The sequence below is a fragment of the Streptococcus sp. WB01_FAA12 genome (genome assembly GCF_012843315.1).
GTDB lineage: Bacteria > Bacillota > Bacilli > Lactobacillales > Streptococcaceae > Streptococcus.
Map to the genome: position 1 here is coordinate 1 of NZ_JABAEX010000012.1, position 24,501 is coordinate 24,501.

17 protein-coding genes, 1 tRNA gene, 2 pseudogenes and 1 CRISPR repeat array are annotated in these 24,501 nt (G+C 40.2%); of the genes and pseudogenes, 14 read left to right on the top strand and 6 right to left on the bottom strand.

All coding sequences use genetic code 11. From position 1 onward, the window contains the following. The first annotated feature begins 40 nt into the window (after positions 1–40). Positions 41–1,660: a CRISPR direct-repeat array (repeat unit 36 nt; unit sequence GTTTTGGAACCATTCGAAACAACACAGCTCTAAAAC). A gap of 90 nt (positions 1,661–1,750) precedes the next feature. The 6 genes and pseudogenes from csn2 to HF881_RS10160 form a co-directional block, all read right to left on the bottom strand. Beyond that, a complete protein-coding gene (gene csn2 / locus HF881_RS10135; RefSeq protein WP_169447395.1) occupies positions 1,751–2,413 on the bottom strand; it encodes a type II-A CRISPR-associated protein Csn2 in 663 nt (220 codons plus the stop codon). After that, positions 2,403–2,747: a CRISPR-associated endonuclease Cas2 gene (gene cas2 / locus HF881_RS10140; protein WP_125849038.1), complete on the bottom strand. Its 345-nt coding sequence runs from the start codon at positions 2,745–2,747 to the stop codon at positions 2,403–2,405. Before cas2 ends, csn2 begins: the two co-directional genes overlap by 11 nt. Beyond that, a complete protein-coding gene (gene cas1, locus HF881_RS10145; RefSeq protein WP_169447396.1) occupies positions 2,744–3,610 on the bottom strand; it encodes a type II CRISPR-associated endonuclease Cas1 in 867 nt (288 codons plus the stop codon). Before cas1 ends, cas2 begins: the two co-directional genes overlap by 4 nt. Continuing rightward, positions 3,610–7,728 (bottom strand): annotated as a pseudogene (gene cas9, locus HF881_RS10150) (type II CRISPR RNA-guided endonuclease Cas9). The gene cas1 and the pseudogene cas9 overlap by 1 nt, the downstream one beginning before the upstream one ends. A 516-nt stretch (positions 7,729–8,244) precedes the next feature. Beyond that, positions 8,245–9,153: a UTP--glucose-1-phosphate uridylyltransferase GalU gene (gene galU / locus HF881_RS10155; protein WP_169447397.1), complete on the bottom strand. Its 909-nt coding sequence runs from the start codon at positions 9,151–9,153 to the stop codon at positions 8,245–8,247. Positions 9,154–9,174: 21 nt separating this feature from the next. Beyond that, a complete protein-coding gene (locus HF881_RS10160) occupies positions 9,175–10,191 on the bottom strand; it encodes an NAD(P)H-dependent glycerol-3-phosphate dehydrogenase (RefSeq protein WP_169447398.1) in 1,017 nt (338 codons plus the stop codon). Positions 10,192–10,397: 206 nt separating this feature from the next. On the opposite strand from HF881_RS10160, the gene HF881_RS10165 reads away from it, so the two are divergent. The 14 genes and pseudogenes from HF881_RS10165 to HF881_RS10230 all read left to right on the top strand — a co-directional run bounded on the left by HF881_RS10165 (position 10,398) and on the right by HF881_RS10230 (position 24,496). After that, on the top strand, positions 10,398–12,104 hold the full coding sequence (locus HF881_RS10165; RefSeq protein ID WP_169447399.1) for an ABC transporter ATP-binding protein: 1,707 nt from the start codon (positions 10,398–10,400) through the stop codon (positions 12,102–12,104). A gap of 1 nt (position 12,105) precedes the next feature. Then, entirely contained in the window at positions 12,106–13,872 is a 1,767-nt protein-coding gene (locus HF881_RS10170; RefSeq protein WP_169447400.1) for an ABC transporter ATP-binding protein, read from the top strand. Between the two features lie 139 nt (positions 13,873–14,011). Next, positions 14,012–14,701, top strand: coding sequence for a gamma-glutamyl-gamma-aminobutyrate hydrolase family protein (locus tag HF881_RS10175; RefSeq protein ID WP_169447401.1), 690 nt, complete (start codon positions 14,012–14,014; stop codon positions 14,699–14,701). Between the two features lie 172 nt (positions 14,702–14,873). Beyond that, positions 14,874–16,223 carry a glucose-6-phosphate isomerase gene (locus HF881_RS10180; RefSeq protein ID WP_000018239.1) on the top strand — a complete coding sequence of 450 codons (1,350 nt, stop codon included), beginning with the start codon at positions 14,874–14,876 and terminating at the stop codon, positions 16,221–16,223. 183 nt (positions 16,224–16,406) lie between these two features. Beyond that, on the top strand, positions 16,407–17,207 hold the full coding sequence (locus tag HF881_RS10185) for an SDR family oxidoreductase (protein ID WP_038804195.1): 801 nt from the start codon (positions 16,407–16,409) through the stop codon (positions 17,205–17,207). 62 nt (positions 17,208–17,269) lie between these two features. Further along, the gene (locus HF881_RS10190) at positions 17,270–19,096 is read left to right on the top strand and encodes a PRD domain-containing protein (protein ID WP_080639548.1); all 1,827 of its coding nucleotides are present in this window, start codon (positions 17,270–17,272) and stop codon (positions 19,094–19,096) included. Beyond that, positions 19,096–19,593, top strand: coding sequence for a transcriptional regulator GutM (locus tag HF881_RS10195; RefSeq protein WP_033585448.1), 498 nt, complete (start codon positions 19,096–19,098; stop codon positions 19,591–19,593). The genes HF881_RS10190 and HF881_RS10195 overlap by 1 nt, the downstream gene beginning before the upstream one ends. After that, positions 19,590–20,135 carry a PTS glucitol/sorbitol transporter subunit IIC gene (locus tag HF881_RS10200; protein WP_001015684.1) on the top strand — a complete coding sequence of 182 codons (546 nt, stop codon included), beginning with the start codon at positions 19,590–19,592 and terminating at the stop codon, positions 20,133–20,135. The genes HF881_RS10195 and HF881_RS10200 overlap by 4 nt, the downstream gene beginning before the upstream one ends. Before the next feature lie 13 nt (positions 20,136–20,148). Further along, positions 20,149–21,129 carry a PTS glucitol/sorbitol transporter subunit IIB gene (locus HF881_RS10205; RefSeq protein ID WP_038804194.1) on the top strand — a complete coding sequence of 327 codons (981 nt, stop codon included), beginning with the start codon at positions 20,149–20,151 and terminating at the stop codon, positions 21,127–21,129. Positions 21,130–21,227: 98 nt separating this feature from the next. Continuing rightward, entirely contained in the window at positions 21,228–21,599 is a 372-nt protein-coding gene (locus HF881_RS10210) for a PTS glucitol/sorbitol transporter subunit IIA (RefSeq protein ID WP_008808177.1), read from the top strand. A 196-nt stretch (positions 21,600–21,795) separates the two neighbouring features. Further along, positions 21,796–22,272 (top strand): annotated as a pseudogene (gene pgi / locus HF881_RS10215) (glucose-6-phosphate isomerase); the annotation flags it as partial. Between the two features lie 127 nt (positions 22,273–22,399). Then, positions 22,400–23,860: a glutamate--tRNA ligase gene (gene gltX, locus HF881_RS10220; RefSeq protein WP_169447402.1), complete on the top strand. Its 1,461-nt coding sequence runs from the start codon at positions 22,400–22,402 to the stop codon at positions 23,858–23,860. A gap of 12 nt (positions 23,861–23,872) precedes the next feature. Beyond that, entirely contained in the window at positions 23,873–24,307 is a 435-nt protein-coding gene (locus HF881_RS10225) for a cytidine deaminase (protein WP_169447403.1), read from the top strand. 117 nt (positions 24,308–24,424) lie between these two features. Further along, a tRNA-Glu gene (locus HF881_RS10230) sits at positions 24,425–24,496 on the top strand. Positions 24,497–24,501: the final 5 nt, after the last annotated feature.

Sequence of the window (24,501 nt, forward strand, 5' to 3'; positions counted from 1 at the left end):
GCTCTAAAACCCCTTGGTTGGTTATCTGGTAATTATTCAGGTTTTGGAACCATTCGAAACAACACAGCTCTAAAACAGGAATACAAATACTATGAAATTGGCAACAGTTTTGGAACCATTCGAAACAACACAGCTCTAAAACATAGCATGTCTAAATGAGTTGAGAACTCAGGTTTTGGAACCATTCGAAACAACACAGCTCTAAAACAGTCCCTGCTTGTTGCAATCCAGGACCTGCGTTTTGGAACCATTCGAAACAACACAGCTCTAAAACTCCACTGTCGTTCTGAGTGACGTCCATTGGGTTTTGGAACCATTCGAAACAACACAGCTCTAAAACATACTACAATATATTTCATCTTAATTCTCCGTTTTGGAACCATTCGAAACAACACAGCTCTAAAACAGAATCTACCAGTTAAATTGTCAAATACTAGTTTTGGAACCATTCGAAACAACACAGCTCTAAAACTGCTCATTAGCATTATCCAAGATTTAATCAGTTTTGGAACCATTCGAAACAACACAGCTCTAAAACAAACAGGAGAAGATGATTATATTATTTTCTGTTTTGGAACCATTCGAAACAACACAGCTCTAAAACAAGAGCAAATCAATCTCACATGAATGCCCTGTTTTGGAACCATTCGAAACAACACAGCTCTAAAACTTATTAGTACGGATAAAGCTATTACCGTCAGTTTTGGAACCATTCGAAACAACACAGCTCTAAAACGATGAATTAAAACCTAGAACGAAAGCGCTAGTTTTGGAACCATTCGAAACAACACAGCTCTAAAACTTGTTTTCCGTGTCCGCGGTAAAGGATAGAGTTTTGGAACCATTCGAAACAACACAGCTCTAAAACGCGATACCCGTCGCGGTTGCATCTGGTACAGTTTTGGAACCATTCGAAACAACACAGCTCTAAAACAGTCGCCACTCTCCAAGCTGTCCAGAATATGTTTTGGAACCATTCGAAACAACACAGCTCTAAAACTGACGTCGAAAATGTAAACGTCGAACGTGAGTTTTGGAACCATTCGAAACAACACAGCTCTAAAACTGACAACGTGCCTGCACAAGTTAAATACCTGTTTTGGAACCATTCGAAACAACACAGCTCTAAAACAGAACAATAGACGAAAATCACAAGTATAAAGTTTTGGAACCATTCGAAACAACACAGCTCTAAAACTAAATATCATACAGCTCTATCTCTGTGAACGTTTTGGAACCATTCGAAACAACACAGCTCTAAAACAATTTGTTGCACGCTGATAGGCTGATTCTGGTTTTGGAACCATTCGAAACAACACAGCTCTAAAACGCCACAATTTTTTCAAATCTTCGACTGTTGGTTTTGGAACCATTCGAAACAACACAGCTCTAAAACTGTAGACGGTAATCGGACGCTTCTCTTCCAGTTTTGGAACCATTCGAAACAACACAGCTCTAAAACACTACGCTTTTGTCTTTGACGTGCTTTATAGTTTTGGAACCATTCGAAACAACACAGCTCTAAAACTATATGTTCAAACAAGAAGTACCAGGCATTGTTTTGGAACCATTCGAAACAACACAGCTCTAAAACTAATTGTATTTGCCATTTATTGGTATATGAGTTTTGGAACCATTCGAAACAACACAGCTCTAAAACCTCGTAGAAAAATTTTTCTCACGAAATTTCGTAATCGCGCCATTCGTCCCAGCCGGACTTCAGCTCGTCAGGTTCCAATTGTTACTCTTATTATACCATATTTTCAGGGTTCAAGAAATAGTCTTGATCCATTACATACTGCGGAAAATCATAGACTTTTCGAGGTTCGACAAATAAAACCCTTAGTTGATTTAGTTGGATGTACTCTATCAGATTTACCAACTCATCCTTTGATAGATAGGCGGATGCATTGATGAAAACAAGGAGTTTCTTTTTGGAAAGATATTTAAAAACTTGAACAATTTCTAGCATCTTTTCAAAAGGTGTATCACTTAGAGTTTCAACTTTGACCCCTAGCGCATCAATCAACTCTAGAATGGTGATTTCGTCGTACTCCAGATCCAATTCGTTTTCCAAGCACTCAAATGCTAGCAATTCTGTAATCGTAGCAACCAACTTTTCAATCATGGACTTGACTTCCGGTTTGTCATTGAGTTGATTTTCTAAATCAGCATGAATCAGCTTGAGCATGGCAGGTGAGTTGAGATTGTATCCTAAGACATCCGTTATCACTAGTAATTCAGACTCTTTTAGAGCTTTTAGATTTCTATCAAACAACTTCAACTCCCCATCATCAGTATATTGGTAGAATTGCTTGACGATAGTTGAAAAGGTAAATTGGTCTTCCAGCACCAAAAAAGTTGCATTTTCAATAGCTAATGGTTCGTCTAATAGCGGAAAATTAATCTTCATCTCTAGGCTCCTCTCCTAGAAAAACCAAACGTGCATCGGAGTTTGCTACGCTGGTATTTCGCTCGCCATTCAAGTAAATCATACGAGAAAACTGCTTTTCTGTAACGGTTAAGAGGGTAATATTTCCTTTTTTAGGATTGTGCGTCTTAAGGCGTTCAATCATGGCATTATTAGCAGAGTTATTGAGCAAGAGCTTGCTATAGATGGAGAACTGGTGCATGATAAATCCCTCATCTATGAGGAACTTCCGAAATTTCCGATAGGACTTGCGTTCCTCTGCGGTATCAACTGGCATATCAAACATTAAAATCATACGCATATATCGATAACTCATATCCTAAACTCAGGAACTCCTTTCTCGGGTTGATTGAGAGCTTGGATGACTTTCTTAGTATAGTCGCTGACGATATTGGTCAGATACATATCCTTTCCATTGTAGTGAAAGGTATCTGAGAAAATGGTAAAAAGTTCTCGCTTGATTTTGATAAAAGAACTGTTTCGATTTTCATAGACAATTCTGTCAATAATCGGACGAAAGGGCTCCATAATATCACTGGCTAGGTTGAATTGATTAAACTGATTAGCATGTTTCAATCCAAACTGGGTCATACAGCCAGACAACACAATCTCACGCGCAAACATACTCAAAATCAAGGTGTAGCCGTAGTCCAAGGCAGCATTGATATCACTATCTTGCTCACGACTAAAATCATTTCCAAACAAGGTGTTGAAATAAATCCGAGCTGCGTGTCCCTCACGGTTACTAGGATCAAATAAATCCAACCCATGATAGAGATCGATGACGGATTGAGATTTTTCTAGAAAACCACAACTCCCCAGATAAAAAGCCTGATTGAGAATCTTTTGTGCAATAATGGTTGTCCAAATTTCCGCCTTTACATCTTCATTCCAAGCAATTTGCCGAGAAAGTTGTAAACTGGAATCGTGTCGACCATAGTAAGGCATTAAGTATGCCGTTGGCAAGCGTTTATCATCACAAAAGATGACCAGAATATTTTCATCCACCAGGCGCTTTATCAGCATAGTGGAGAGAACGATGTCCGTCGTCTCCAAAAGCAGGATGTCCACCTCGGACAGGTGAATCAACTCTGTCCGAGAGGCATCTTTAAAAATCAAGTGGTTGTTCTTGTAGGAGAGTTTAGAGTGCGTATTGACTATAACGGTTCTCCATCCCATTAGTCTTCTCCTAGTTTGCTTAAGTCAATCCGAGTCTCGTAGAGACCAGTGATGGATTGGTGGACGAGGGTGGCGTTGAGGATTTCAGATACAGTTGTGTATCGTTTTCGATCAACATCTTTGCCAAAAAATTTAAAGGCAGCAGGAGCACCCAAAGCAGTGAAGGTCAACAAATTGGTAAATGAATTTGCTAGGATTTCTATATCTGCCTGCTCATTGTCTGCATATAAGTTCTTGATTTTCTCCAGATTTGCTTCGGCGAGGACATATTTTTGAGAGAACTCAGATACAAGATTTAATAAATCCTTAAATTCACTTCGGTGTTTCTGAATATATTCCAAATGTTCTGGCTCGTCTAGTTTATGGACGTTTTTAGCATGGTAGAGCAAGGTTGTTAAATGTACGGGAAGCACTATTTCATTGCCTTTTTGAAGTTCTTTAGCACTTGCTAACATCCGTCTGCGACCATTTTCCAATTCAAACAAACTATATTTAGGTAGGCAGAGGATATTTTCTTTACGTACATTATGATAGCCTTTATTTTCAAGGAAAGCTATTGGATTCTTCTCAAAAGCGTTTTTCTCCATGATGGTAATACCAACTAGAGTCTTGACAGTCTTCAGTTTTTTCGTTTTTCCTTTTTCGATATCAGCTATGAGCAGGATCGAATAGGCGATAACGGGGCTATCAAATCCCCCATATTTAGTAGTTTCCCAAAGAATATTCTTTGTTTTTCGAGGGATTAACTTATCAGAATTTCCTTTAGGAAGAATGGACTCTTTAGAGAAGCCACCTGTTTGCACCTCTCTCTTCTTCACAATATTTACCTGCGGAAGTGAAAGTACTTTTTTGATTGTAGCGAAATCTTTTTCCTTATTCCAAGCGATTTCTCCAGTATCCTTGGAGTATTCGATATTCTCTCTTTTTACGATAGTTCCGTCTGCGTAATGTACCTCTTCTTTAAAGAAGTTCAACAAGTTTGAGTAGAAGAAATACTTTTCAGTTGCTTTTTCGACTTCTTTAGGGTCTTTGGATTTTGAGATGTATCGCTTAAGGTCATACTTTTGATAGTCACCATAGACGAATTCAGGCTCTAGTTTAGGATATTTCTTAAGGATAGCCTTAGCAACCACTGCATTTAAGTAGGCATCATGTGCATGGTGGTAGTCATTGATTTCCCGTACCTTGTATAACCTAAATTCTTTACGGAAGTTGGAAACCAGATTGGATTTCAAAGTGATGATTTTGACGGTACGGTTCTTCTTATCCTTCTCATTCACTTCTGTATTATAGCGAGCATCCAAAATCTGTGCAACGTGTTTTGTGATTTGCCGTGTTTCAATTAGTTGGCGTTTGATGAAACCAACTTTATCAAGCTCATTTAGCCCGCCTCGCTCTCGCTCTGCTTTGGTTAAATTCTTAAATTTACGTTCTGAAATTAACTTAGAATCCAACAGTTGTTGCCAAAAAGCTTTTCTTTTTTGAACAACTTCTAAACTTGGAACATTATCGGATTTCCCACGATTATCCTTTGAACTCGTCAAGACACGGTTATCAAGCGAATCATCTTTTATAAAGGCCTGTGGGATGATGTGGTCAATGTCATAGCTACTTAATTGATTGATGTCAAGAGCTTCCCCTGTGTACATATCTTTTCCATTTTGGAGATAGTAAAGGAAGAGGCGGTCGTTTTGAAGTTGATTATTATCTGTTGGATTTTCTTTTAATATATTTGAATCAAGCCCAGATGCTAATATTTTCAGTGAATCTTCAATGCGTTTATATCTCTGTTGGGAATTCTTTTTCCCTCTGACAGTTGTCTGATTTTCTCGAGCCATTTCAATTACAATGGACTCAGGAGCATGCCCCATAACCTTGACAAGTTCATCAACGATCTTGATACTTTGTAAAATTCCCTTTTTAATGGCAGGGCTTCCTGGAAGTTCTTGAACAACTTGCTTCAAATCATCTGTTTTGCCAACGACTTGTGCTTTTTGGATAATTTCTTTGAAAGAAAGTCTGTCATCATTGATTAACTGCATAAAGTTACGATTGTTGTAATCGTCATCGATCAGATAATCAAGAATCGTTTTGCCAGTTTGTTTATCGCAGATACCGTTAATTAGCTTAGCAGAAAGTTTCCCCCATCCAGTATACTGTCGACGAGTCAGTGCCTTGATCACTTTTTCATCAAAGAGAGAATTATATTGAGCAAGGCGTTGCTTAATCATCTCACGATCTTCAAAGATAGTTAGCGTGTGGACGATATTTTCAAGAATTGCTTCATTTTTAGCATCATCCATAAACTCCTTATCCTTGATAATTTTGAGTAAATCATGATAAGTAGAAAGACTAGCGTTAAATTGTTTTTCAATTCCTTTTAGTTCGATTCCATCGTAGCCATCAACATTGTGTAGATAATGAATGAGATCTTTTTCGGTTACTTTTCTTTTTTCTTTGAAACATCTATCAACAATTTGCTTCTTCTGCCCACTATCAAGGAATTGATAGTCTCTCAATCCTTCTGCAATAAATTTTACTTTTGTTAATTCATTATAGACAGCAAATGTTTCATACAACAGACTGTGCTTAGGCAAAACTTTTTCCTCTGGGAGATACAAGTCATAGTTAGTCATCTTATTGATGAAGTCTTCCGCAGAGCTTGCTTTATCAACAATTTCTTCGAAATTCCAAGGTCGGATTGCTTGGTCAGAATTTCGAGTAAGCCACGCAAAATCACGATTGCCACGAGCCAATGGGCCAACGTAGTAAGGAATACGGAAAGTCAAGATTTTCTCTATCTTTTCTTTATTTTCCTTCAGGAATGGATAATGTTCTCCTTGCCGACGGAGAATGGCATTCATTTCTTGAAGATGAATTTGATGAGGAATAGAACCGTTATCAAAAGTACGTTGTTTTCTCAAAAAATCTTCACGTTCGATTTTCTCAAGGAAATAATCTGCTCCTTCGAATTTAGAGAGAAGATTTTTGATATATTTGTAAAATGATTCTTGTGTGGTCTTGCCATCGATATATCCAGCATACCCATCTTTAGATTGGTCAGAAAAAACTTCAACACATTTTTCTGCTGGAAGATTGTTTTTGATGAATTGTTTTAAGGCAACTAAGTCTTCTTCATGTTCTTTGAATCGAATGACCATTTTTGCTGATAAAGGCGCATGTGGGGATTCGTCTGAAACGATACCTGCTAATAAGATACCATCACTTAGATTTTTCACCGCAGAAAAGAGTTCGATGAAATTTTCTCCGATTAGTGCGAGGAGATTTCCAAGATCTTCTTCATAGCTCTCCGATGATATTTGTAATTTAGCATCGTTTTCTAAACTAAAGTTTGTTTTAAAATTAGGTGTCAATCCTAGAGCTAGTCCGATTAAATTACCGAATAAGGTATTCTTCTTTTCACTTGGGTAGTTCTTAAGAAGTTGTTCCTGTTTTTCAGACTTAGGGATTTTAGCAGTTAGAATTTCTGTGACATTCAGTTTGATTTTGGAAAGGGAGGTTTCTTGAACATTATCATATTCTTCAACAAATTTTTCAAACAGTCCTTGGATGTCATTATTTTGAACTTTAAACTTGGGATCGTCAATCAAAAAATGCCCGCGGTATTTAATCATGTGAGCAAGAGCTAGATAGATCAAACGTAAATCTGCTTTTTCATTTGACTCTGCCAGTTGCTTTCTCAAATGATAGATAGTCGGAAATTTCTTATGATATTCTTTTTCTTCTGCCAAGGTAGCAAAAATAGGGTACTTACTTCCTCTTTTATCGTCAGGAACTAAAAAGGAGTCATCTAATCAATGAAAGAAACTACTATCTACCTTGTTCATTTCCTCAGCAAAGATTTCTTGAAGATAGCGAAGACGATTTTTCCGACGAGTATAGCGACGACGTGCTGTTCGTTTGAGACGTCTATCCTCAGCGGTAGTCCCTTCATCAAATAACAAAGCCCCGATGAGATTTTTCTTGATAAAGTGTTTATCAGTATTGCCCCGAACTTTCATCTTTTTCGATGGAACCTTATAGTCATCTGTAATGACGGCCCATCCGACGCTGTTTGTTCCGACATCTAGTCCGATAGAGTAAGATTTTTTAGTCATCTATTGCTCTCCATTTTATTGTAATTTTAGAGTCGTATCAGCAAGTGCTAATATATTAACTTTAACTAAATTATATATCTTTTTGCTATTAAAAGCAACAAATTATAAAACGCTTTCAATATAGTTTTTTTATATTTGTAAAATAAAATGTTATTCTATTTTATATAGATTTTTTCTTGCTATTTTTAAAAGAATGGTATATAATATAGCTGTTGGAACCATTCGAAACAACACAGCGAGTTAAAATAAGGCTTTGTCCGTACACAACTTGAAAAAGTGAGCACCGATTCGGTGTTTTTTATTTTATTATACTAACTTAGTATACTCCTATTTTTATAAAAAACAAACAGAAGTATAGTGCTTTCACAAAATTTGGCAAATAATTAGAGACAAGTGTGGGAACTGCTCGACCTATCGATTCTTTTCTTCGATGATAGGCAAAGTACAGGGATGAGATGAGTGCAAATAAAAAAAGAACTAGGATAGTAACCACCCTAGTTCTTCTTTTGTTATAGATTATTTTTTTAATTTCTCTCCAGCTAACTTTTTTCCGAGTTGGATGAGGTAGTCTTTCAAGTCGTCTTTGACTTGTGGGTGTCTCAGAGCGTAGTCGATGGATGTTTTCATAAAGCCAAACTTGTCTCCGACATCGTAGCGGGAACCCTTGAACTCACGAGCAAATACACGTTGTGTTTTATTGAGGGTGTCGATCGCATCTGTCAATTGAATTTCATTTCCTGCACCTGGAGCTTGGTTCTCGAGGATTTGGAAAATTTCAGGCGTGAGGAGGTAGCGTCCAATAATAGCAAGGTCGCTAGGAGCGTCCTCTGGAGCAGGTTTTTCAACAAAGGTTTCAACACTGTAAAGGCCGTTTTTCCCTTCACCTTGCGGAGCAATCACCCCATAGGCAGATACTTCGTCGTGAGGGACAGGCATGACAGCGATAGTGGACGCGTGCGTACGCTCATAGTCATCCATGAGTTGTTTGGTAAGCGGAACAGCCTTTTCGTTAGTGATATCCATCAAGTCATCCCCAAGCATCACGACAAAAGGTTCATTTCCGACGAAAGCCTTGGCTTGCAAAACAGCATCTCCGAGACCGCGTGGATGAGTTTGGCGGATAAAATGCAGACGCATGCCAGTTGTTTCATCAACTAGCTTCAAAAGATCTGTTTTCCCTTTTTCTTTGAGGTTGTATTCCAATTCGAAGTTTGAGTCGAAGTGGTCCTCAATGGAACGTTTTGACTTACCAGTAACAACCAAGATATCTTCGATTCCAGATTTGAGGGCTTCTTCAACGATAAATTGGATGGTTGGTTTGTCTACGATTGGCAACATTTCCTTGGCCAAGGCTTTAGTTGCAGGGAGGAAACGAGTTCCCAATCCAGCGGCAGGGATGACTGCTTTTCTGACTTTTTGTTTCATAATGTTCCTTTCTATAAGGGTCTAAGACCATTCGTTTTCTGCTTTAAATTCATTGTTCATGATGTCATTGATTGCTTCTTTGATATTGACACCTTCATAGATAACTCGGTAGATGGCTTGTGTGATTGGCATGTAGACACCCAATTCCTGAGCCAGTTCGTAAGCTGCTCGGGTTGTTGAAATTCCTTCAATGACCATGCCCATGTTGGCTTCGATATCTGCTAGAGATTCTCCACGACCGAGAGCGTCACCAGCCCTCCAGTTACGAGAGTGGATTGATGTACCAGTTACAATCAAATCACCGACTCCAGAAAGACCGCTATAAGTCAGAGGATTAGCTCCAAGAGCTACTCCTAGACGGGTGATTTCTGCCAAGCCACGGGCGATGATGGCTGCCTTGGCATTGTCACCAAATCCTAGGCCATGTAATGCACCTGCACCAACTGCGATGATGTTTTTCAAAGCACCGGCAGTTTCAACCCCGATGACATCCGTATTGGTATAGAGGCGGAAGTAGTGATTGCTAAAGAGATTTTGGACATACTGGGCAGTTTCAAGATCCTTGGATGCTGCAGTAATCAAGGTGATATCGCGTACAATGGTTTCCTCAGCGTGGCTAGGACCTGAAACAACGACGACTTCACTACGAAGGTCAGTTGGAATTTCCTCTTCAAGAATAGTTGACAGACGTTTGTGACTATCTGGTTCCAAGCCTTTGGAGGCATGCATGATGACAACCTTGTGATCGAGTACCTTTGCTACTTGTTGGGCAACCAGTCTCGTTACTTTTGTTGGGACAACAAATAAAACAGCATCCACATCCTTTAATGTTTCTTCCAAGTCATGGTAGGCCTTGATGTTTTCGTCGAGTAGGATGTCTTTAAAGTAGCGTTTATTTGTATGCTGGCTATTGATTTCATCGATTTGGTCAGGAATATTTCCCCAAATCCGAACCTCGTGTCCATTGTCGTTTAGGACCTGCGAAAGGGCAGTTCCCCAAGAACCAGGACCCAAGACAGCGATGGTTTGTTTCTTCATCTTCTCCTCCTTTTAAGAGTTCTTCTTTTCATTTTACCATAAAAAGCCTTTTCATGCATTACTTGCGAGTGAAAGCGCACTATTTTATAATAAGAAAACGCCTTTGACAAGATTCCTCTTTTTTGCTAGAATAGCATCAACATGAAAGAATGAGAGGAGCTGGCGAATTTCGTCACTCCCTTTTGTCTATCTGATTAGGAGGAAGTATGCTGATTGAAAAAATTAAAGCCTATAAATGGCAAGCCTTGGCATCCTTTGTGATGACAGGCTTGATGGTTGCAAGCTCGCTCTTGCAACCTCGCTATTTGCAGGAGGTTTTAGATGCTCTACTGGCTGGCCGACATGAGGCTATTTATAGTATTGGGGCATGGTTGATAGGAGTAGCCCTCGTGGGTCTGGTTGCAGGTGGTGTCAATGTTATGCTTGCAGCCTATATCGCTCAGGGAGTATCTTCGGATCTTCGGGAAGATGCTTTTCGTAAGATCCAAACCTTTTCTTATGCCAACATTGAGCGGTTTAATGCTGGGAATCTGGTTGTCCGCATGACCAATGATATCAACCAAATTCAGAACATGGTGATGATGGTTTTCCAAATCCTTTTCCGTCTTCCTTTGCTTTTTATCGGTTCCTTTATCTTAGCGGTTCACACCCTGCCTTCGCTTTGGTGGGTAATTGTCCTTATGGTAGTGCTGATTTTTGCGCTTACAGGTATCATGATGGGGATGATGGGGCCGCGCTTCGCCAAGTTTCAAACCCTTCTTGAACGAATTAATGCCATCGCCAAGGAAAATCTACGTGGTGTGCGTGTGGTCAAATCCTTTGTGCAGGAAAAAGAGCAATTTGACAAGTTTACTGAGGTCTCAGATGAGCTTCTGGGACAAAATATTTATATTGGCTATGCCTTTTCAGTAGTGGAACCTTTTATGATGCTCATTGGGTACGGAGCGGTTTTCCTCTCCATCTGGTTGGTCGCGGGAATGGCTCAGTCGGATCCGTCAGTCGTTGGTTCTATTGCTTCCTTTGTTAACTATCTCAGTCAGATTATCTTTACAATCGTCATGGTTGGATTTTTAGGGAATTCTGTCAGTCGGGCTATGATTTCGATGATGCGTATCCGTGAGGTTCTAGATACCGAGCCAGCGATGACTTTTAAGGATCTTCCAGATGAGGATCTAGAAGGAAGTCTCTCTTTTGAAAATGTGACCTTCACTTATCCTACCGATGAAGAGCCCATGCTTAAGAATGTAAGTTTTGAAGTTGCACCAGGTCAGATGGTCGGTGTGGTTGGAGCGACTGGGGCAGGTAAGTCCACCCTAGCTCAGTTAATTCCACGACTTTTTGATCCACAGGAGGGATCTATCAAGATTGGTGGCAAGGATATTCGAGACGTCAGCGAGGGAACCTTGCGTAAAACAGTTTCCATTGTCTTGCAACGTGCTATTCTCTTTAGTGGGACCATTGCAGATAATCTCCGTCAAGGAAAAGGCAATGCCAGCGTGTCCGAACTGGAACGTGCTGCACGGATTGCTCAAGCCAGTGAATTTATCGGACGCATGGAAAACAAATTTGAGAGTCAGGTCGAAGAACGTGGCACCAACTTTTCTGGTGGACAAAAACAACGGATGTCGATTGCCCGTGGGATTGTCAGCAATCCCCGTATCCTGATTTTTGACGATTCGACTTCGGCCTTGGATGCTAAGTCAGAGAGACTCGTTCAGGAGGCTTTGAACAAAGACCTGAAAGGGACAACAACCATTATCATCGCTCAAAAGATCAGTTCAGTCGTCCATGCGGACAAGATTTTGGTCTTGGATCAAGGGCGCTTGATTGGAGAAGGAAGGCATGCAGACTTAGTAGCTAACAATGCCGTCTACCGTGAAATCTACGAAACACAAAAGGGAAAGGAGGAATAAAATGAAAACCGTTCGATTTTTCTGGAATTATTTTAAAGTCTACAAGCTCTCCTTTGTCATTGTGGTTCTGATGGTTGCGATTGCGACGATTGCCCAAGCCCTCTTTCCAGTTTTTTCAGGTCAAGCAGTGACGGAGCTCGCTAATCTGGTTCTAGCTTATCAAAATGGTACTTCAGAACTAGCCTGGCAAAGTTTGTCAGCTCTGATGCTGAATCTAGCTCTGGTTGTCCTCACCTTAGTAGTATCCAGTTTGATTTACATGACCTTTATGACCCGTGTGATTGCTGAGTCAACAAATGAGATGCGTAAAGGCCTCTTTGGCAAACTTTCCCGTTTGACGGTTTCTTTCTTTGATCGCCATCAGGATGGTGACATCCTTTCTCGCTTTACTAGTGACTTGGATAACATTCTTCAAGCCTTCAATGAAAGTCTAGTTCAGGTTATGAGCAATATTGCTCTTTACATCGGTTTGATTTTTGTCATGTTTTCAAGAAATGTGACGCTAGCCCTGATAACAGTAGCCAGCACCCCAGTGGCCTTTCTCATGTTGGTCTTCATTGTGAAAATGGCCCGCAAGTACACCAATCTCCAGCAAAAAGAGGTTGGGAAACTCAACGCCTACATGGACGAAAGTATTTCAGGACAGAAAGCTGTTATCGTACAAGGGATTCAAGACGACATCGTAGCAGGATTTGTGGAGCGAAATGAGCGCGTGCGCAAGGCAACCTTTAAAGGAAGAATGTTCTCAGGCATCCTCTTTCCAGTTATGAATGGGATGAGTTTGGTCAACACAGCCATCGTCATTTTTGCAGGTTCTGCGGTCTTGCTGAACGATCCAAGTATCGAGACAACGACAGCTCTAGGTTTGATTGTTATGTTTACCCAATTTTCTCAGCAGTACTACCAGCCGATTATCCAGGTGGCTGCGAGTTGGGGAAGCCTCCAGTTGGCCTTTACCGGAGCGGATCGTATCCAAGAAATGTTCGATGCAGAAGAAGAGATTCGCCCGCAAAATGCCCCTGCCTTTACGGAATTGCGAGAAGGCGTTGAAATCAGTCATATTGATTTCTCTTATTTGCCTGACCAGCCGATTTTGAAAGATGTTAGCATTTCAGCTCCTAAAGGGCAGATGATAGCGGTTGTCGGTCCGACTGGTTCAGGGAAAACGACCATCATGAATCTCATCAATCGTTTCTACGATGTGGATGCAGGTAGCATTTGCTTTGATGGTAAAGACATCCGTGACTACGACTTGGATAGCCTGCGGAGCAAGGTCGGGATTGTCTTGCAGGATTCGGTCTTGTTTAGTGGGACAATCCGAGACAATATCCGCTTTGGTGTGCCAGATGCCAGTCAGGAAATGGTCGAAGCAGCTGCCAAGGCAACTCATATTCATGACTATATCGAAAGCTTGCCTGATAAGTATGATACCCTTATTGATGATGAGCAAAATATTTTCTCAACTGGTCAGAAACAATTGATTTCCATCGCTCGGACCTTGATGACAGATCCTCAAGTCCTAATCTTAGATGAAGCGACTTCCAATGTCGATACCGTAACAGAAAGTAAGATTCAACATGCCATGGAGGCAGTAGTAGCAGGTCGAACCAGTTTTGTCATTGCCCATCGTCTCAAGACCATCCTCAATGCCGATCAGATTATTGTCCTCAAAGATGGAGAGGTCATTGAACGTGGAAATCATCACGAGTTGCTCAAACTCGGCGGTTTCTACTCAGAACTGTATCACAATCAATTTGTCTTCGAATAAAAAAGAAGTTGCCCTCGTTGGGCAGCTTTTTCTTATCCATAAAAAATACTTATCACGGTCTTTAAAAAAACATATTAGACAGGAAAGGGTTGGAGTGATAAGATAAGACTGTTGCAAGAAAATCGAAAGGAGACACATCATGGCTAGAACGGTTGTAGGAGTTGCTGCAAATCTATGTCCTGTAGATGCAGAAGGGAAAAACATTCATTCGTCTGTATCCTGTAAATTTGCAGAGAGCATTCGTCAAGTCGGAGGTCTCCCTTTGGTTATTCCTGTTGGTGATGAGTCCGTTGTGCGTGATTATGTGGAAATGATCGACAAACTCATCTTGACAGGTGGGCAAAACGTCCATCCCCAGTTTTATGGGGAAAAAAAGACCATTGAGAGCGATGATTACAACCTTGTACGCGATGAGTTTGAACTAGCTCTCTTGAAAGAAGCGCTCCGTCAGAATAAACCAATTATGGCAATCTGTCGTGGGGTTCAGCTGGTCAATGTTGCTTTTGGCGGCACCCTCCACCAAGAAATTGAAGGTCACTGGCAAGGCTTGCCTTTTGGAACATCTCATTCTATTGAGACGGTAGAAGGAAGCGTGGTGGCTAAGTTGTTTGGCAAAGAAAGTCAGGTCAACTCAGTCCATCGTCAGAGTATCAAAGATCTGGCACCTAATTTCCGTGTGACAGCGGTGGACCCTCGAGATCAGACAGTGGAAGCGATTGAGTCTGTCGACGAGCATCGTATTATCGGTTTACAGTGGCACCCAGAGTTCCTGGTCAATGAAGAAGATGGCAATTTAGAATTATTTGAGTATTTATTAAATGAATTGTAACGGTTAGAATCTCTAGCCGTTTTTTTGTCTTATTTCGTTCAAATTTTAATATTGTAACATTTTTTACGCAAATGTTTAAATTATGATAAAATTTGGAAAAATTCAGTATAAAAACTTGAAAAAATCTAAGGTAAGGGTTATGATAGAAGAGAAGAAATTTTGGAGGAATATTATGTCACATATTAAATTTGATTATTCAAAAGTATTAGATAAATTTGTTGCACCACATGAACTAGATTATATGCAGCCTCAAGTGACTGCAGCAGATTCTGCTCTGAGAAATGGTACAGGTCCTGGGGCAGAAATGACTGGCTGGTTGAACTTACCTGAAGAATATGACAAAGATGAATTTGCTCGTATTCAAAAGGCTGCTGCTAAAATCCAATCTGATAGTGAGGTATTGATCGTAATCGGTATTGGTGGTTCCTATTTAGGAGCTCGTGCAGCTATTGATTTCTTGAATAATTCATTTGTAAACTTGCAAAGAAAGGAAGAACGCAAGGCACCTCAGATCCTCTATGCTGGAAACTCTATCTCTTCAAGCTATTTGGCTGATTTGGTAGACTATGTATCAGACAAAGATTTCTCAGTAAACGTGATTTCTAAATCAGGTACAACAACTGAACCGGCTATTGCTTTCCGTGTCTTCAAAGAACTCTTGGTTAAGAAGTACGGTCAAGAAGAAGCTAACCAACGTATCTACGCAACTACAGACCGCGCTAAAGGTGCAGTTAAAGTTGAAGCAGATGCTAATGGCTGGGATACTTTTGTAGTGCCTGATAGTGTAGGTGGTCGTTTTACAGTATTGACAGCAGTGGGGCTCTTGCCAATCGCAGCTGCAGGAGCTGATATCAGCAAGTTAATGGAAGGAGCAAATGCTGCTCGCAAGGCTTATGCTTCTGATAAGTTGGCTGAAAATGAAGCATATCAATATGCAGTTGTACGCAATATCTTGTACCGTAAAGGTTATCTGACAGAAGTTCTAGCTAACTATGAACCATCTCTGCAATACTTCTCTGAGTGGTGGAAGCAACTGGCTGGTGAGTCAGAAGGGAAAGACCAAAAAGGGATTTATCCAACTTCAGCTAACTTCTCAACAGACTTGCACTCTCTGGGACAATTTATCCAGGAAGGTACCCGTATCCTCTTTGAAACAGTTATCCGTGTAGATAAACCTCGCAAAAATGTGCTGATTCCTGAATTGGCAGAAGACTTGGACGGTCTTGGCTACTTGCAAGGAAAAGATGTTGACTTTGTCAATAAAAAAGCTACAGATGGAGTGCTGTTAGCACACACTGATGGTGGAGTTCCAAATATGTTTGTGACACTGCCTGAGCAAGATGAGTTCACTTTGGGCTACACTATTTACTTCTTTGAGTTGGCTATTGCTCTTTCTGGCTACCTGAATGGTATCAATCCATTTGACCAGCCTGGAGTTGAAGCTTATAAGAAAAACATGTTTGCTCTTCTTGGGAAACCAGGCTTTGAAGAGCTGGGTGCTGAGTTGAATGCACGCCTTTGATTCTCATATGCTTTGAGTTCATTTAGAATATAAAAAGATCCACAAGTTCATTTCTTGTGGATTTTTAGTACAAGCCTCTTAATTAGTTTATTATTTTTTTTAAAAGTGTAAAAAAGAGTGTCTTAATTCTTTTATGAAAGCGCTGTATAATTGCCTTGTAAATAAAATTTGAGAGGTATCAAAATGAATGATTGGTTAAACATAAAAGGCAAAACAGTTCTTGTGACTGGCGCGTCATCTGGGATCGGTAAGGCAATCGTTGAAGAATTGCTGGAATTAGGAGTCAATGTAGCGAATTTTGATCTTAGCGACAACGATTTGCGTCACCCGAATCTATTATTTGTAAAAGTTGATGTAACTTCTCGCTCTGAAGTAGAAGAGGGTGTTGCCAAAATAGTTGAAAGATTTGGCAATATTGATGCGGTAGTCAATAATGCAGGGATTAATGTTCCCAGATTATTAATTGATGCAGAAAATCCTAAAGGTCCTTACGAGTTAGACGATGAAACGTTTGAAAAAGTAACAATGATTAATCAAAAAGGTTTGTATTTGGTTAGTCAGGCAGTAGGACGTATTTTAGTGAAAAATGGAAAAGGTGTAATTGTGAACATGGCTTCAGAAGCAGGCTTGGAAGGTTCTGAAGGACAAAGTGCCTATGCTGCCACAAAAGCAGCAGTCTATAGTTACACTCGTTCATGGGCAAAAGAGCTGGGTAAGCATGGTGTACGTGTGGTTGGAATTGCTCCAGGAATTATGGAAGCTACGGGACTTCGAACTCTTTCTTATGAGGAAGCTCTTGCTTATACCCGTGGAAAGACGGTAGAAGATATTCGAGCTGGTTATGCTTCAACTTCAACAACTCCTTTGGGACGAAGTGGTAAACTACGGGAAGTAGCTGACCTTGTAGCATTCTATATTTCAGACCGTTCTAGCTATATAACTGGAGTCACTACAAATATTGCCGGAGGGAAAACTCGCGGTTAAAAAAATGAAGGTGAGGAAGAGAGTTGACCATAGTAAATCGATGGTATAATATTTTAGAAAAAATGGTCTCACAGCCAACTTATTCCTTGGTAGATATGCGCTCAGAGCTGGATATTAGTATGCAAACCTTGCAAAAGAGTATCCAACAATTAAATGATGTTTTGGCTCCGAGTATCCAGATTATCTCACAAGATGATCAGTTAATGTTAGAGGTGTATGACTATACTGAGTTGGAAAGGATTTTATCTGGTAGTTTAAAACGGGAGAGTGACTTCAATTCTTCCAGTAAAAGAATTGCCTATTTACTAAAACGTTTAATTGAGTCAACCTCCCCTCTTCTTATTGACGACTTGGCTGAGGAAGCAGGTGTTAGTAGAAGTACCCTTAATAAGGATTTAAAACAAGTAAAATCTTTGGCAGAGAGTTACTCTATCACTATTTCAGGAAAGCCCAACCGTGGGCTGGAGGTCTTGGGGTCCGAGCTGAATTTGCGCTTGCTCTATATTCACCAAGTGGCCCCTTACTTTGAAGGAAAGACACTCACCGAGGCAACATCTTCTTTTCTGGAGACGCTACTCCAGGAGTATAAAATCCCGAAAGAAACAAAGGAACTCCTTCGAAAGACCATTTCAATTATGGTGGAGCGTATTCATGCATCTAGGGTGTTGAGTTGCCCTATTCCTTACTATAGGAATGATTTAACAGAGACACCTTTGGTTGAAAAATTAATCTATCATATTGAGATGACTTATAAGATTTCCCTCAGTCAGTTTGAGATAGACTTTTTGTGTTTTCCGTTTAATATCCGTTTTATTGACACTTTAAGCAAGCCGTCTTATCAATCTGAACAGCTTGCAAACATTTTTCAAGGGATTGTCAAGAAAGTCAAAGAAACAATGTTGGTTAACTTTGATGATGAAGAATTATTTGAAGAAATCAAGTCTCATCTAGGCTCCTTAATCAATCGACTGATTTTCCATGTGCAAGCTAATGATATATTCCATGGCGAGGTTCAAACTCAATATCCTTTTGCTTTTGAAATGGCGAAAATTGCTGGAGAAGAACTATCTGCAATTTTTGGTTCTGAATTGGAATTATCTGAAATCGGATATCTGGCTTTGTATTTTGAAATGATTTTAAGAAAGCAAAACTCTGTTGTAAATGGTTCTCGCAAGCAGATAGCTGTAGTTTGCACAACAGGAAGAGGAACTGCTGCGATGATTATTCAGCAACTCAGACGAATTCTTGGAAATGATGTAGACATTACTCAGTATTCTGAAGAGGATTTTAATCTGGATTTGAATCAGGACTATTTCGCGATTTTTACGACAGTTCCTCTAAAATATAAAGATTCTAAATCTCCAGTCATTCAAGTTAATCATCTTTTTGATGATCAATGGCTGCAGGAAGAATGGCAGAGGGCCAATGCTTTTCATCAAAAAAATCTAGAAACAGTCAGCTTACGTTTTCTTCGTTTGACTCCCCAAAAAACCTATCAGCAATACTTGCTAAATATGGTTGCAGAGTTAGAGAAACTTCAGATGATTGATGAAGGTTTTAGAAATCGGATAATTGATAGGGATAAAAAACAATCAACCATTTTTGGTGGAGGAATTGCCTTCCCCCATACAATTAACCAGGGTTATGCAAAGACTATTTTAATGTTTGGAAAGCTAGAAGAGCCTTATCAAAAAGGAGATGATTGGATTGAATTTATCTTTCTAGTCGCCATTCCCTCAGAAATTGAAAGCAAAATGGAGAGTGAATTGCTGGAATTGTATGACGACATTTTTCGAATTGCAGGAGAGCCTTCTCTAAAAGAAGCATTGAGGGCTGTAGAAACAGAGACAGAGTTTCTATCATTTTCTAAGAGCAAAGGAGTATTTTAATGAATTCGCTAATAATTTTCGCTGTATTTGTCATGGCAGCTTATATATTTCAAATGTTCCTCGGCTGGCAGCAACTCAAAGACTTCAATAAGACCTATACGATGCTCCGAAAACTGGGGCGCGTAGCGATTGGCAGGAAGTCCGGAAGAATCAAATCCGGTACGATTGTCATGTTCGCGGTTGATGAAAACGGTCGGGTTCTTAAAGCTAGCAAAATGCAAGGAGTCACAATCTTAGCACGTTTTCAAAATATGGACGATTATGTTGGAGAAGACATCCATTATTTTGACAAGTATAATCCTCTTGTGAGAAAAGAAAATAAGTTGATGCAATCAGCCATAGAAGATGCTAGAAAAGTCTATCTTTGGAATGAGGCAGGTATTGAGAAAGAGACAAGTTCATCTGATTCTTTTCTGGGATTCGGCTTTTATGCGAATTACTTACAATTATCTATTAAACAGTTATTTAAAAAAAATAAGAAAGGGAGTTCCTTATGAATCACATTACAAATTTTGCAGAGAGTTTTATGAAACTCTTCCAATTAGGTGGAGAAACCTTTATTAGCTGGATGACAAATATTGTACCGCTTGTCTTGATGCTATTGATTGCAATGAATACCCTTATCGCTTTCTTGGGAGAAGAGAAGGTCAATTCCCTGGCTAAGATTTCTGCCAAAAATCCTGTTAGCCGGTATATGATTTTACCTTTCATTTCTGCCTTTATGCTGGGGAATCCGATGGCAATCAGTATGGGACGTTTCTTACCAGAATATTATAAACCTAGTTTTGTAGCAGCTCAGATGCAGTTCTGCCACACTTCAAATGGTGTATTTCCGCATATCAATCCTGGGGAATTGTTTGTATGGATGGGAATTGCAACAGGAATTCAAACTTTAGGTTTAAGTCAAATGGACTTAGCCATTCGTTACATGCTTGTTGGGCTTGTCATGAACTTTGTAGGCGGTTGGGTGACCGATTTTACAACTGCTTATGTAGCAAAACAGCAAGGTGTTACCTTGAGTAAAACATTTGATTTATAGAAAGAGTGAAATTATGTCATATAAGAGTATAAAAGTTGTTAAAGGAAATGGCGGTTTCGGAGGACCTTTGGTCATTACACCTAGTGAAGCTAAGCATAAATTCATCTATATCACTGGCGGAGGAGAAAAGCCAGATATTGTAGATAAAATTGCTGATTTGACCGGTATGGAAGCTGTTAATGGGTTTAAAACTTCTATCCCAGATGAGGAAATTGCTTTAGCAATCGTGGATTGTGGCGGTACTCTTCGCTGTGGTATTTATCCTAAAAAGGGGATCCCTACAATAAATATTGTCGCTACAGGGAAAAGTGGGCCTCTAGCTCAATATATAACCGAGGAAATCTATGTGTCAGCAGTTGGCCTTAATCAAATTTCTGCTGCTAATGAAGACGAAAAAGCGACAACTGTGGTAACAGAAAAGCCAACTTACGATACTAGTAAAAAAATTACAGAGCAAAAAGCTGAAACAAGTATTGTAGCAAGAATTGGGATGGGCGCTGGGAAGGTCGTTGCGACTTTCAACCAGGCTGCTCGTGAAGCCATCCAAACAATGCTCAACACGATCATTCCTTTCATGGCCTTTGTTTCCTTGCTGATTGGGGTTATTCAAGGTTCAGGTGTTGGAAATTGGCTGGCAAAATTAATGGTTCCCCTAGCTGGGAACATCTGGGGACTCATTTTGATTGGCTTTATCTGTTCCTTGCCATTCCTATCTCCTTTGTTAGGCCCCGGAGCTGTTATCAGTCAGATTATTGGAACCTTAATTGGAGTTGAAATCGGCAAAGGGACTATTCCGCCCCAAATGGCTCTGCCAGCTATATTTGCTATCAACACTCAAAACGGTTGTGATTTCATTCCTGTAGCACTCGGTCTATCTGAAGCCAAGGCTGAAACAGTTGAGGTTGGTGTCCCTTCTGTGCTTTATTCACGCTTTCTCAATGGTGTTCCGCGGGTGCTAGTAGCTTGGATAGCTAGTATTGGCCTTTATCAGTAAACTTTTGATAGATGCACGTAAACATAGCAACTATTATGTTAAACTTATCTATAAGCATAAGTTTATGACAGATTTGAGAAAGGATGAATAGGAATTAGATGAAGAAAATTTTTGAAGCTAAAGTAATTCAAGTGGGGCCTGAAGCTCAGAATATGATTCAAGATGCCAATATGCTCATTTTGTTTGGAGAAGAAGCTCCGGAAGACTTAGCAGAGTATTGTTTTAAAATCGATAACAAAAATCTTCTAGGTGCAATACTAGAAGGTGGAAAGCTGGTGGTAGATAGTCAGGAATATTCGATTACTGCCGTAGGAAATGTAGTAGAAAAAAATTTAACTGGACTGGGCCATATCACGATTTCTTTTGATGGTTCAAAAGAGGGCAGCCTGCCGGGCACTCTCCATGTTGCAGCAGACCAAGCAGTAGTAATTGAAAAGGACTCTACCATTCAGATTTTCGAAACTGCTTGACCATAATAAAATTTCAAATCAAGCAATTTAGAAAAATAAAAGTCTAAAAAATTGATTCAGAGCTTGGACAAAAAGTCCAGGCTTCTGGGTCTAAATTAGAAAAAATAGATGACGCAGTGGTTGATTGGCAAGTCAATCAAACTAGCCAGTCAGTGCAAGGGAATTCCCAGCAGATGGATCCACAAGGGGTGCCTGAACAGAAGGGAAAGACCAAAAAGGTATTTACCCAACTTCAGCTAACTTCTCAACTGACTTACACTCATTGGGTCAATTTATCCAAGAAGGAACTCGTATCATGTTTGAAACAGTTGTCCGTGTTGACAAACCACGTAAGAACGTGATCATTCCTACTTTGGAAGAAGACCTTGATGGACTTGGTTACCTTCAAGGAAAAGACGTTGACTTTGTAAACAAAAAAGCGACTGACGGTGTTCTTCTTGCCCACACTGACGGTGACGTACCAAATATGTATGTGACTCTTCCAGAGCAAGATGCCTTTACTCTTGGCTACACGATCTACTTCTTCGAATTGGCAATCGCCCTTTCAGGTTACTTGAATGCCATCAACCCATTTGACCAACCAGGTGTTGAAGCCTACAAGCGTAACATGTTTGCCCTTCTTGGGAAACCAGGATTTGAAGAATTGAGCAAAGAACTTAACGCACGTCTATAATAGAAGAAAAGAGTGGCTTGTCCACTCTTTTTACTCTCTTTATTCGTAGACATTGGACTCAGGCGAGACTTGTGATATAATATAGAAAGCAAAAAGGCAGACGCCTAGAGACTTTATAGGAGAAACTATGTCAAAAGATATCCGCGTACGCTACGCACCAAGTCCAACAGGACTACTACACATCGGAAATGCCCGTACAGCATTGTTTAACTACCTTTACGCACGCCATCATGGTGGAACTTTTATCATTCGTATCGAAGATACTGACCGTAAACGCCATGTTGAGGATGGAGAACGTTCACAGCTTGAAAACCTTCGTTGGTTGGGGATTGACTGGGATGAAAGCCCAGAAACTCATGAAAACTACCGCCAATCAGAGCGTTTGGAACTCTATCAAAAATACATCGACCAATTGCTAGCTGAAGGAAAAGCTTACAAATCATATGTTACAGAAGAAGAGTTGGCAGCTGAACGCGAACGTCAGGAAGCAGCTGGTGAAACACCACGCTACATCAATGAATATCTCGGCATGAGCCAAGAAGAAAAAGCAGCTTACATCGCAGAGCGTGAAGCAGTAGGGATCATCCCAACTGTGCGTTTGGCTGTCAATGAATCTGGTATCTACAAGTGGCATGATATGGTCAAAGGCGATATCGAATTTGAAGGTGGCAATATTGGTGGCGACTGGGTAATTCAAAAGAAAGATGGTTACCCAACTTACAACTTTGCCGTTGTCATCGATGATCACGATATGCAAATTTCTCACGTAATCCGTGGAGACGACCACATTGCCAACACCCCAAAACAGCTCATGGTTTATGAAGCGCTTGGTTGGGAAGCACCTGAGTTTGGTCACATGACCTTGATTATCAACTCTGAAACGGGTAAAAAATTGTCTAAACGCGATACCAACACCCTCCAATTTATCGAAGATTATCGTAAAAAAGGTTATTTACCAGAAGCAGTCTTTAACTTCATTGCTCTTCTTGGTTGGAACCCAGGTGGCGAAGACGAAATCTTCTCTCGTGAAGAACTCATTAAACTTTTCGATGAAAACCGCCTCAGCAAGTCTCCAGCAGCCTTCGACCAGAAGAAACTTGACTGGATGAGCAACGACTACATCAAGAGAGCCGATCTTGCTACGATCTTTGAAATGGCTAAACCATACTTAGAAGAAGCGGGACGTTTGACTGACAAATCTGAAAAAATGGTAGAACTCTACAAGCCACAAATGAGGTCAGTGGATGAAATCGTTCCATTGACAGACCTTTTCTTCTCAGATTTCCCAGAGTTGACGGAAGCTGAGAAAGAAGTGATGGCTGGTGAAACTGTTCCTGTGGTGTTGGAAGCCTTCAAAGCAAAACTGGAAGCTATGACAGACGATGAATTTGTGACAGAAAACATCTTCCCACAAATAAAATCAGTCCAAAAAGAAACAGGTATCAAAGGGAAAAATCTCTTCATGCCTATTCGTATTGCTGTATCAGGTGAAATGCATGGACCAGAACTTCCAGATACGATTTACCTATTAGGTCGTGAGAAATCTATCCAGCATATCGAGAATATGCTCAAAGAGATTTCTAAATAAAAAGGATTTCCGATGGATACATGGGAAAAGATGTACGAAGAAGCACGAACCTTATACAATCCTCATGAAGTTTCTGACTTTGTTTATGCTAACCATGTTGTTGCTGCGGTAGAAGCAGAAGATGGTCAAATATTCACAGGATTTTGTATAGAGGGCACTTGTGGCGTTTTTCATCTCTGTGCAGAACGAGCAGCTCTCTTCAATATGTACCAATTTTCAGGACAAACTAAGGTTAAGAAAATCCTCGCCTTTCGAGATAAGCCACCCTATGGCGAAGGATCAGGTATGCCCTGTGGCGCATGCAGAGAATTCCTCTTAGAACTGAATGCTGAAAATAAAGATGCGGAGTTCATGATGGATTACGAAACAAGAAAAACAATCAAAGTTGCCGAGTTGATTCCTTACTGGTGGGGAGAAGAACGTGCGGCTAATTGGCAAACAAAATAGAGAGAGTCAGTTAAACTGGCTCTTTTCTATTATCATAGAAAAATTTGTATAGGAGATTAAAAAAGTCCTTGACAAAGAGGAAAAAGTAGGTATAATAGAAAGAGTTGAAAAGCTCAAGGTCCGTTGGTCAAGGGGTTAAGACACCGCCTTTTCACGGCGGTAACACGGGTTCGAATCCCGTACGGACTATTGGT

Excerpts from the sequence above, each read along its gene's own strand:
- HF881_RS10160 (WP_169447398.1), bottom strand. The coding sequence starts at position 10,191 with ATGAAGAAACAAACCATCGCTGTCTTGGGTCCTGGTTCTTGGGGAACT.
- cas1 (WP_169447396.1), bottom strand. The coding sequence starts at position 3,610 with ATGGGATGGAGAACCGTTATAGTCAATACGCACTCTAAACTCTCCTAC.
- cas2 (WP_125849038.1), bottom strand. The coding sequence starts at position 2,747 with ATGAGTTATCGATATATGCGTATGATTTTAATGTTTGATATGCCAGTT.
- HF881_RS10190 (WP_080639548.1), top strand. The coding sequence starts at position 17,270 with ATGGTCTCACAGCCAACTTATTCCTTGGTAGATATGCGCTCAGAGCTG.
- HF881_RS10205 (WP_038804194.1), top strand. The coding sequence starts at position 20,149 with ATGTCATATAAGAGTATAAAAGTTGTTAAAGGAAATGGCGGTTTCGGA.
- HF881_RS10175 (WP_169447401.1), top strand. The coding sequence starts at position 14,012 with ATGGCTAGAACGGTTGTAGGAGTTGCTGCAAATCTATGTCCTGTAGAT.
- HF881_RS10185 (WP_038804195.1), top strand. The coding sequence starts at position 16,407 with ATGAATGATTGGTTAAACATAAAAGGCAAAACAGTTCTTGTGACTGGC.
- HF881_RS10210 (WP_008808177.1), top strand. The coding sequence starts at position 21,228 with ATGAAGAAAATTTTTGAAGCTAAAGTAATTCAAGTGGGGCCTGAAGCT.
- HF881_RS10200 (WP_001015684.1), top strand. The coding sequence starts at position 19,590 with ATGAATCACATTACAAATTTTGCAGAGAGTTTTATGAAACTCTTCCAA.
- HF881_RS10195 (WP_033585448.1), top strand. The coding sequence starts at position 19,096 with ATGAATTCGCTAATAATTTTCGCTGTATTTGTCATGGCAGCTTATATA.
- HF881_RS10165 (WP_169447399.1), top strand. The coding sequence starts at position 10,398 with ATGCTGATTGAAAAAATTAAAGCCTATAAATGGCAAGCCTTGGCATCC.
- gltX (WP_169447402.1), top strand. The coding sequence starts at position 22,400 with ATGTCAAAAGATATCCGCGTACGCTACGCACCAAGTCCAACAGGACTA.
- HF881_RS10225 (WP_169447403.1), top strand. The coding sequence starts at position 23,873 with ATGGATACATGGGAAAAGATGTACGAAGAAGCACGAACCTTATACAAT.
- HF881_RS10180 (WP_000018239.1), top strand. The coding sequence starts at position 14,874 with ATGTCACATATTAAATTTGATTATTCAAAAGTATTAGATAAATTTGTT.
- galU (WP_169447397.1), bottom strand. The coding sequence starts at position 9,153 with ATGAAACAAAAAGTCAGAAAAGCAGTCATCCCTGCCGCTGGATTGGGA.
- HF881_RS10170 (WP_169447400.1), top strand. The coding sequence starts at position 12,106 with ATGAAAACCGTTCGATTTTTCTGGAATTATTTTAAAGTCTACAAGCTC.
- csn2 (WP_169447395.1), bottom strand. The coding sequence starts at position 2,413 with ATGAAGATTAATTTTCCGCTATTAGACGAACCATTAGCTATTGAAAAT.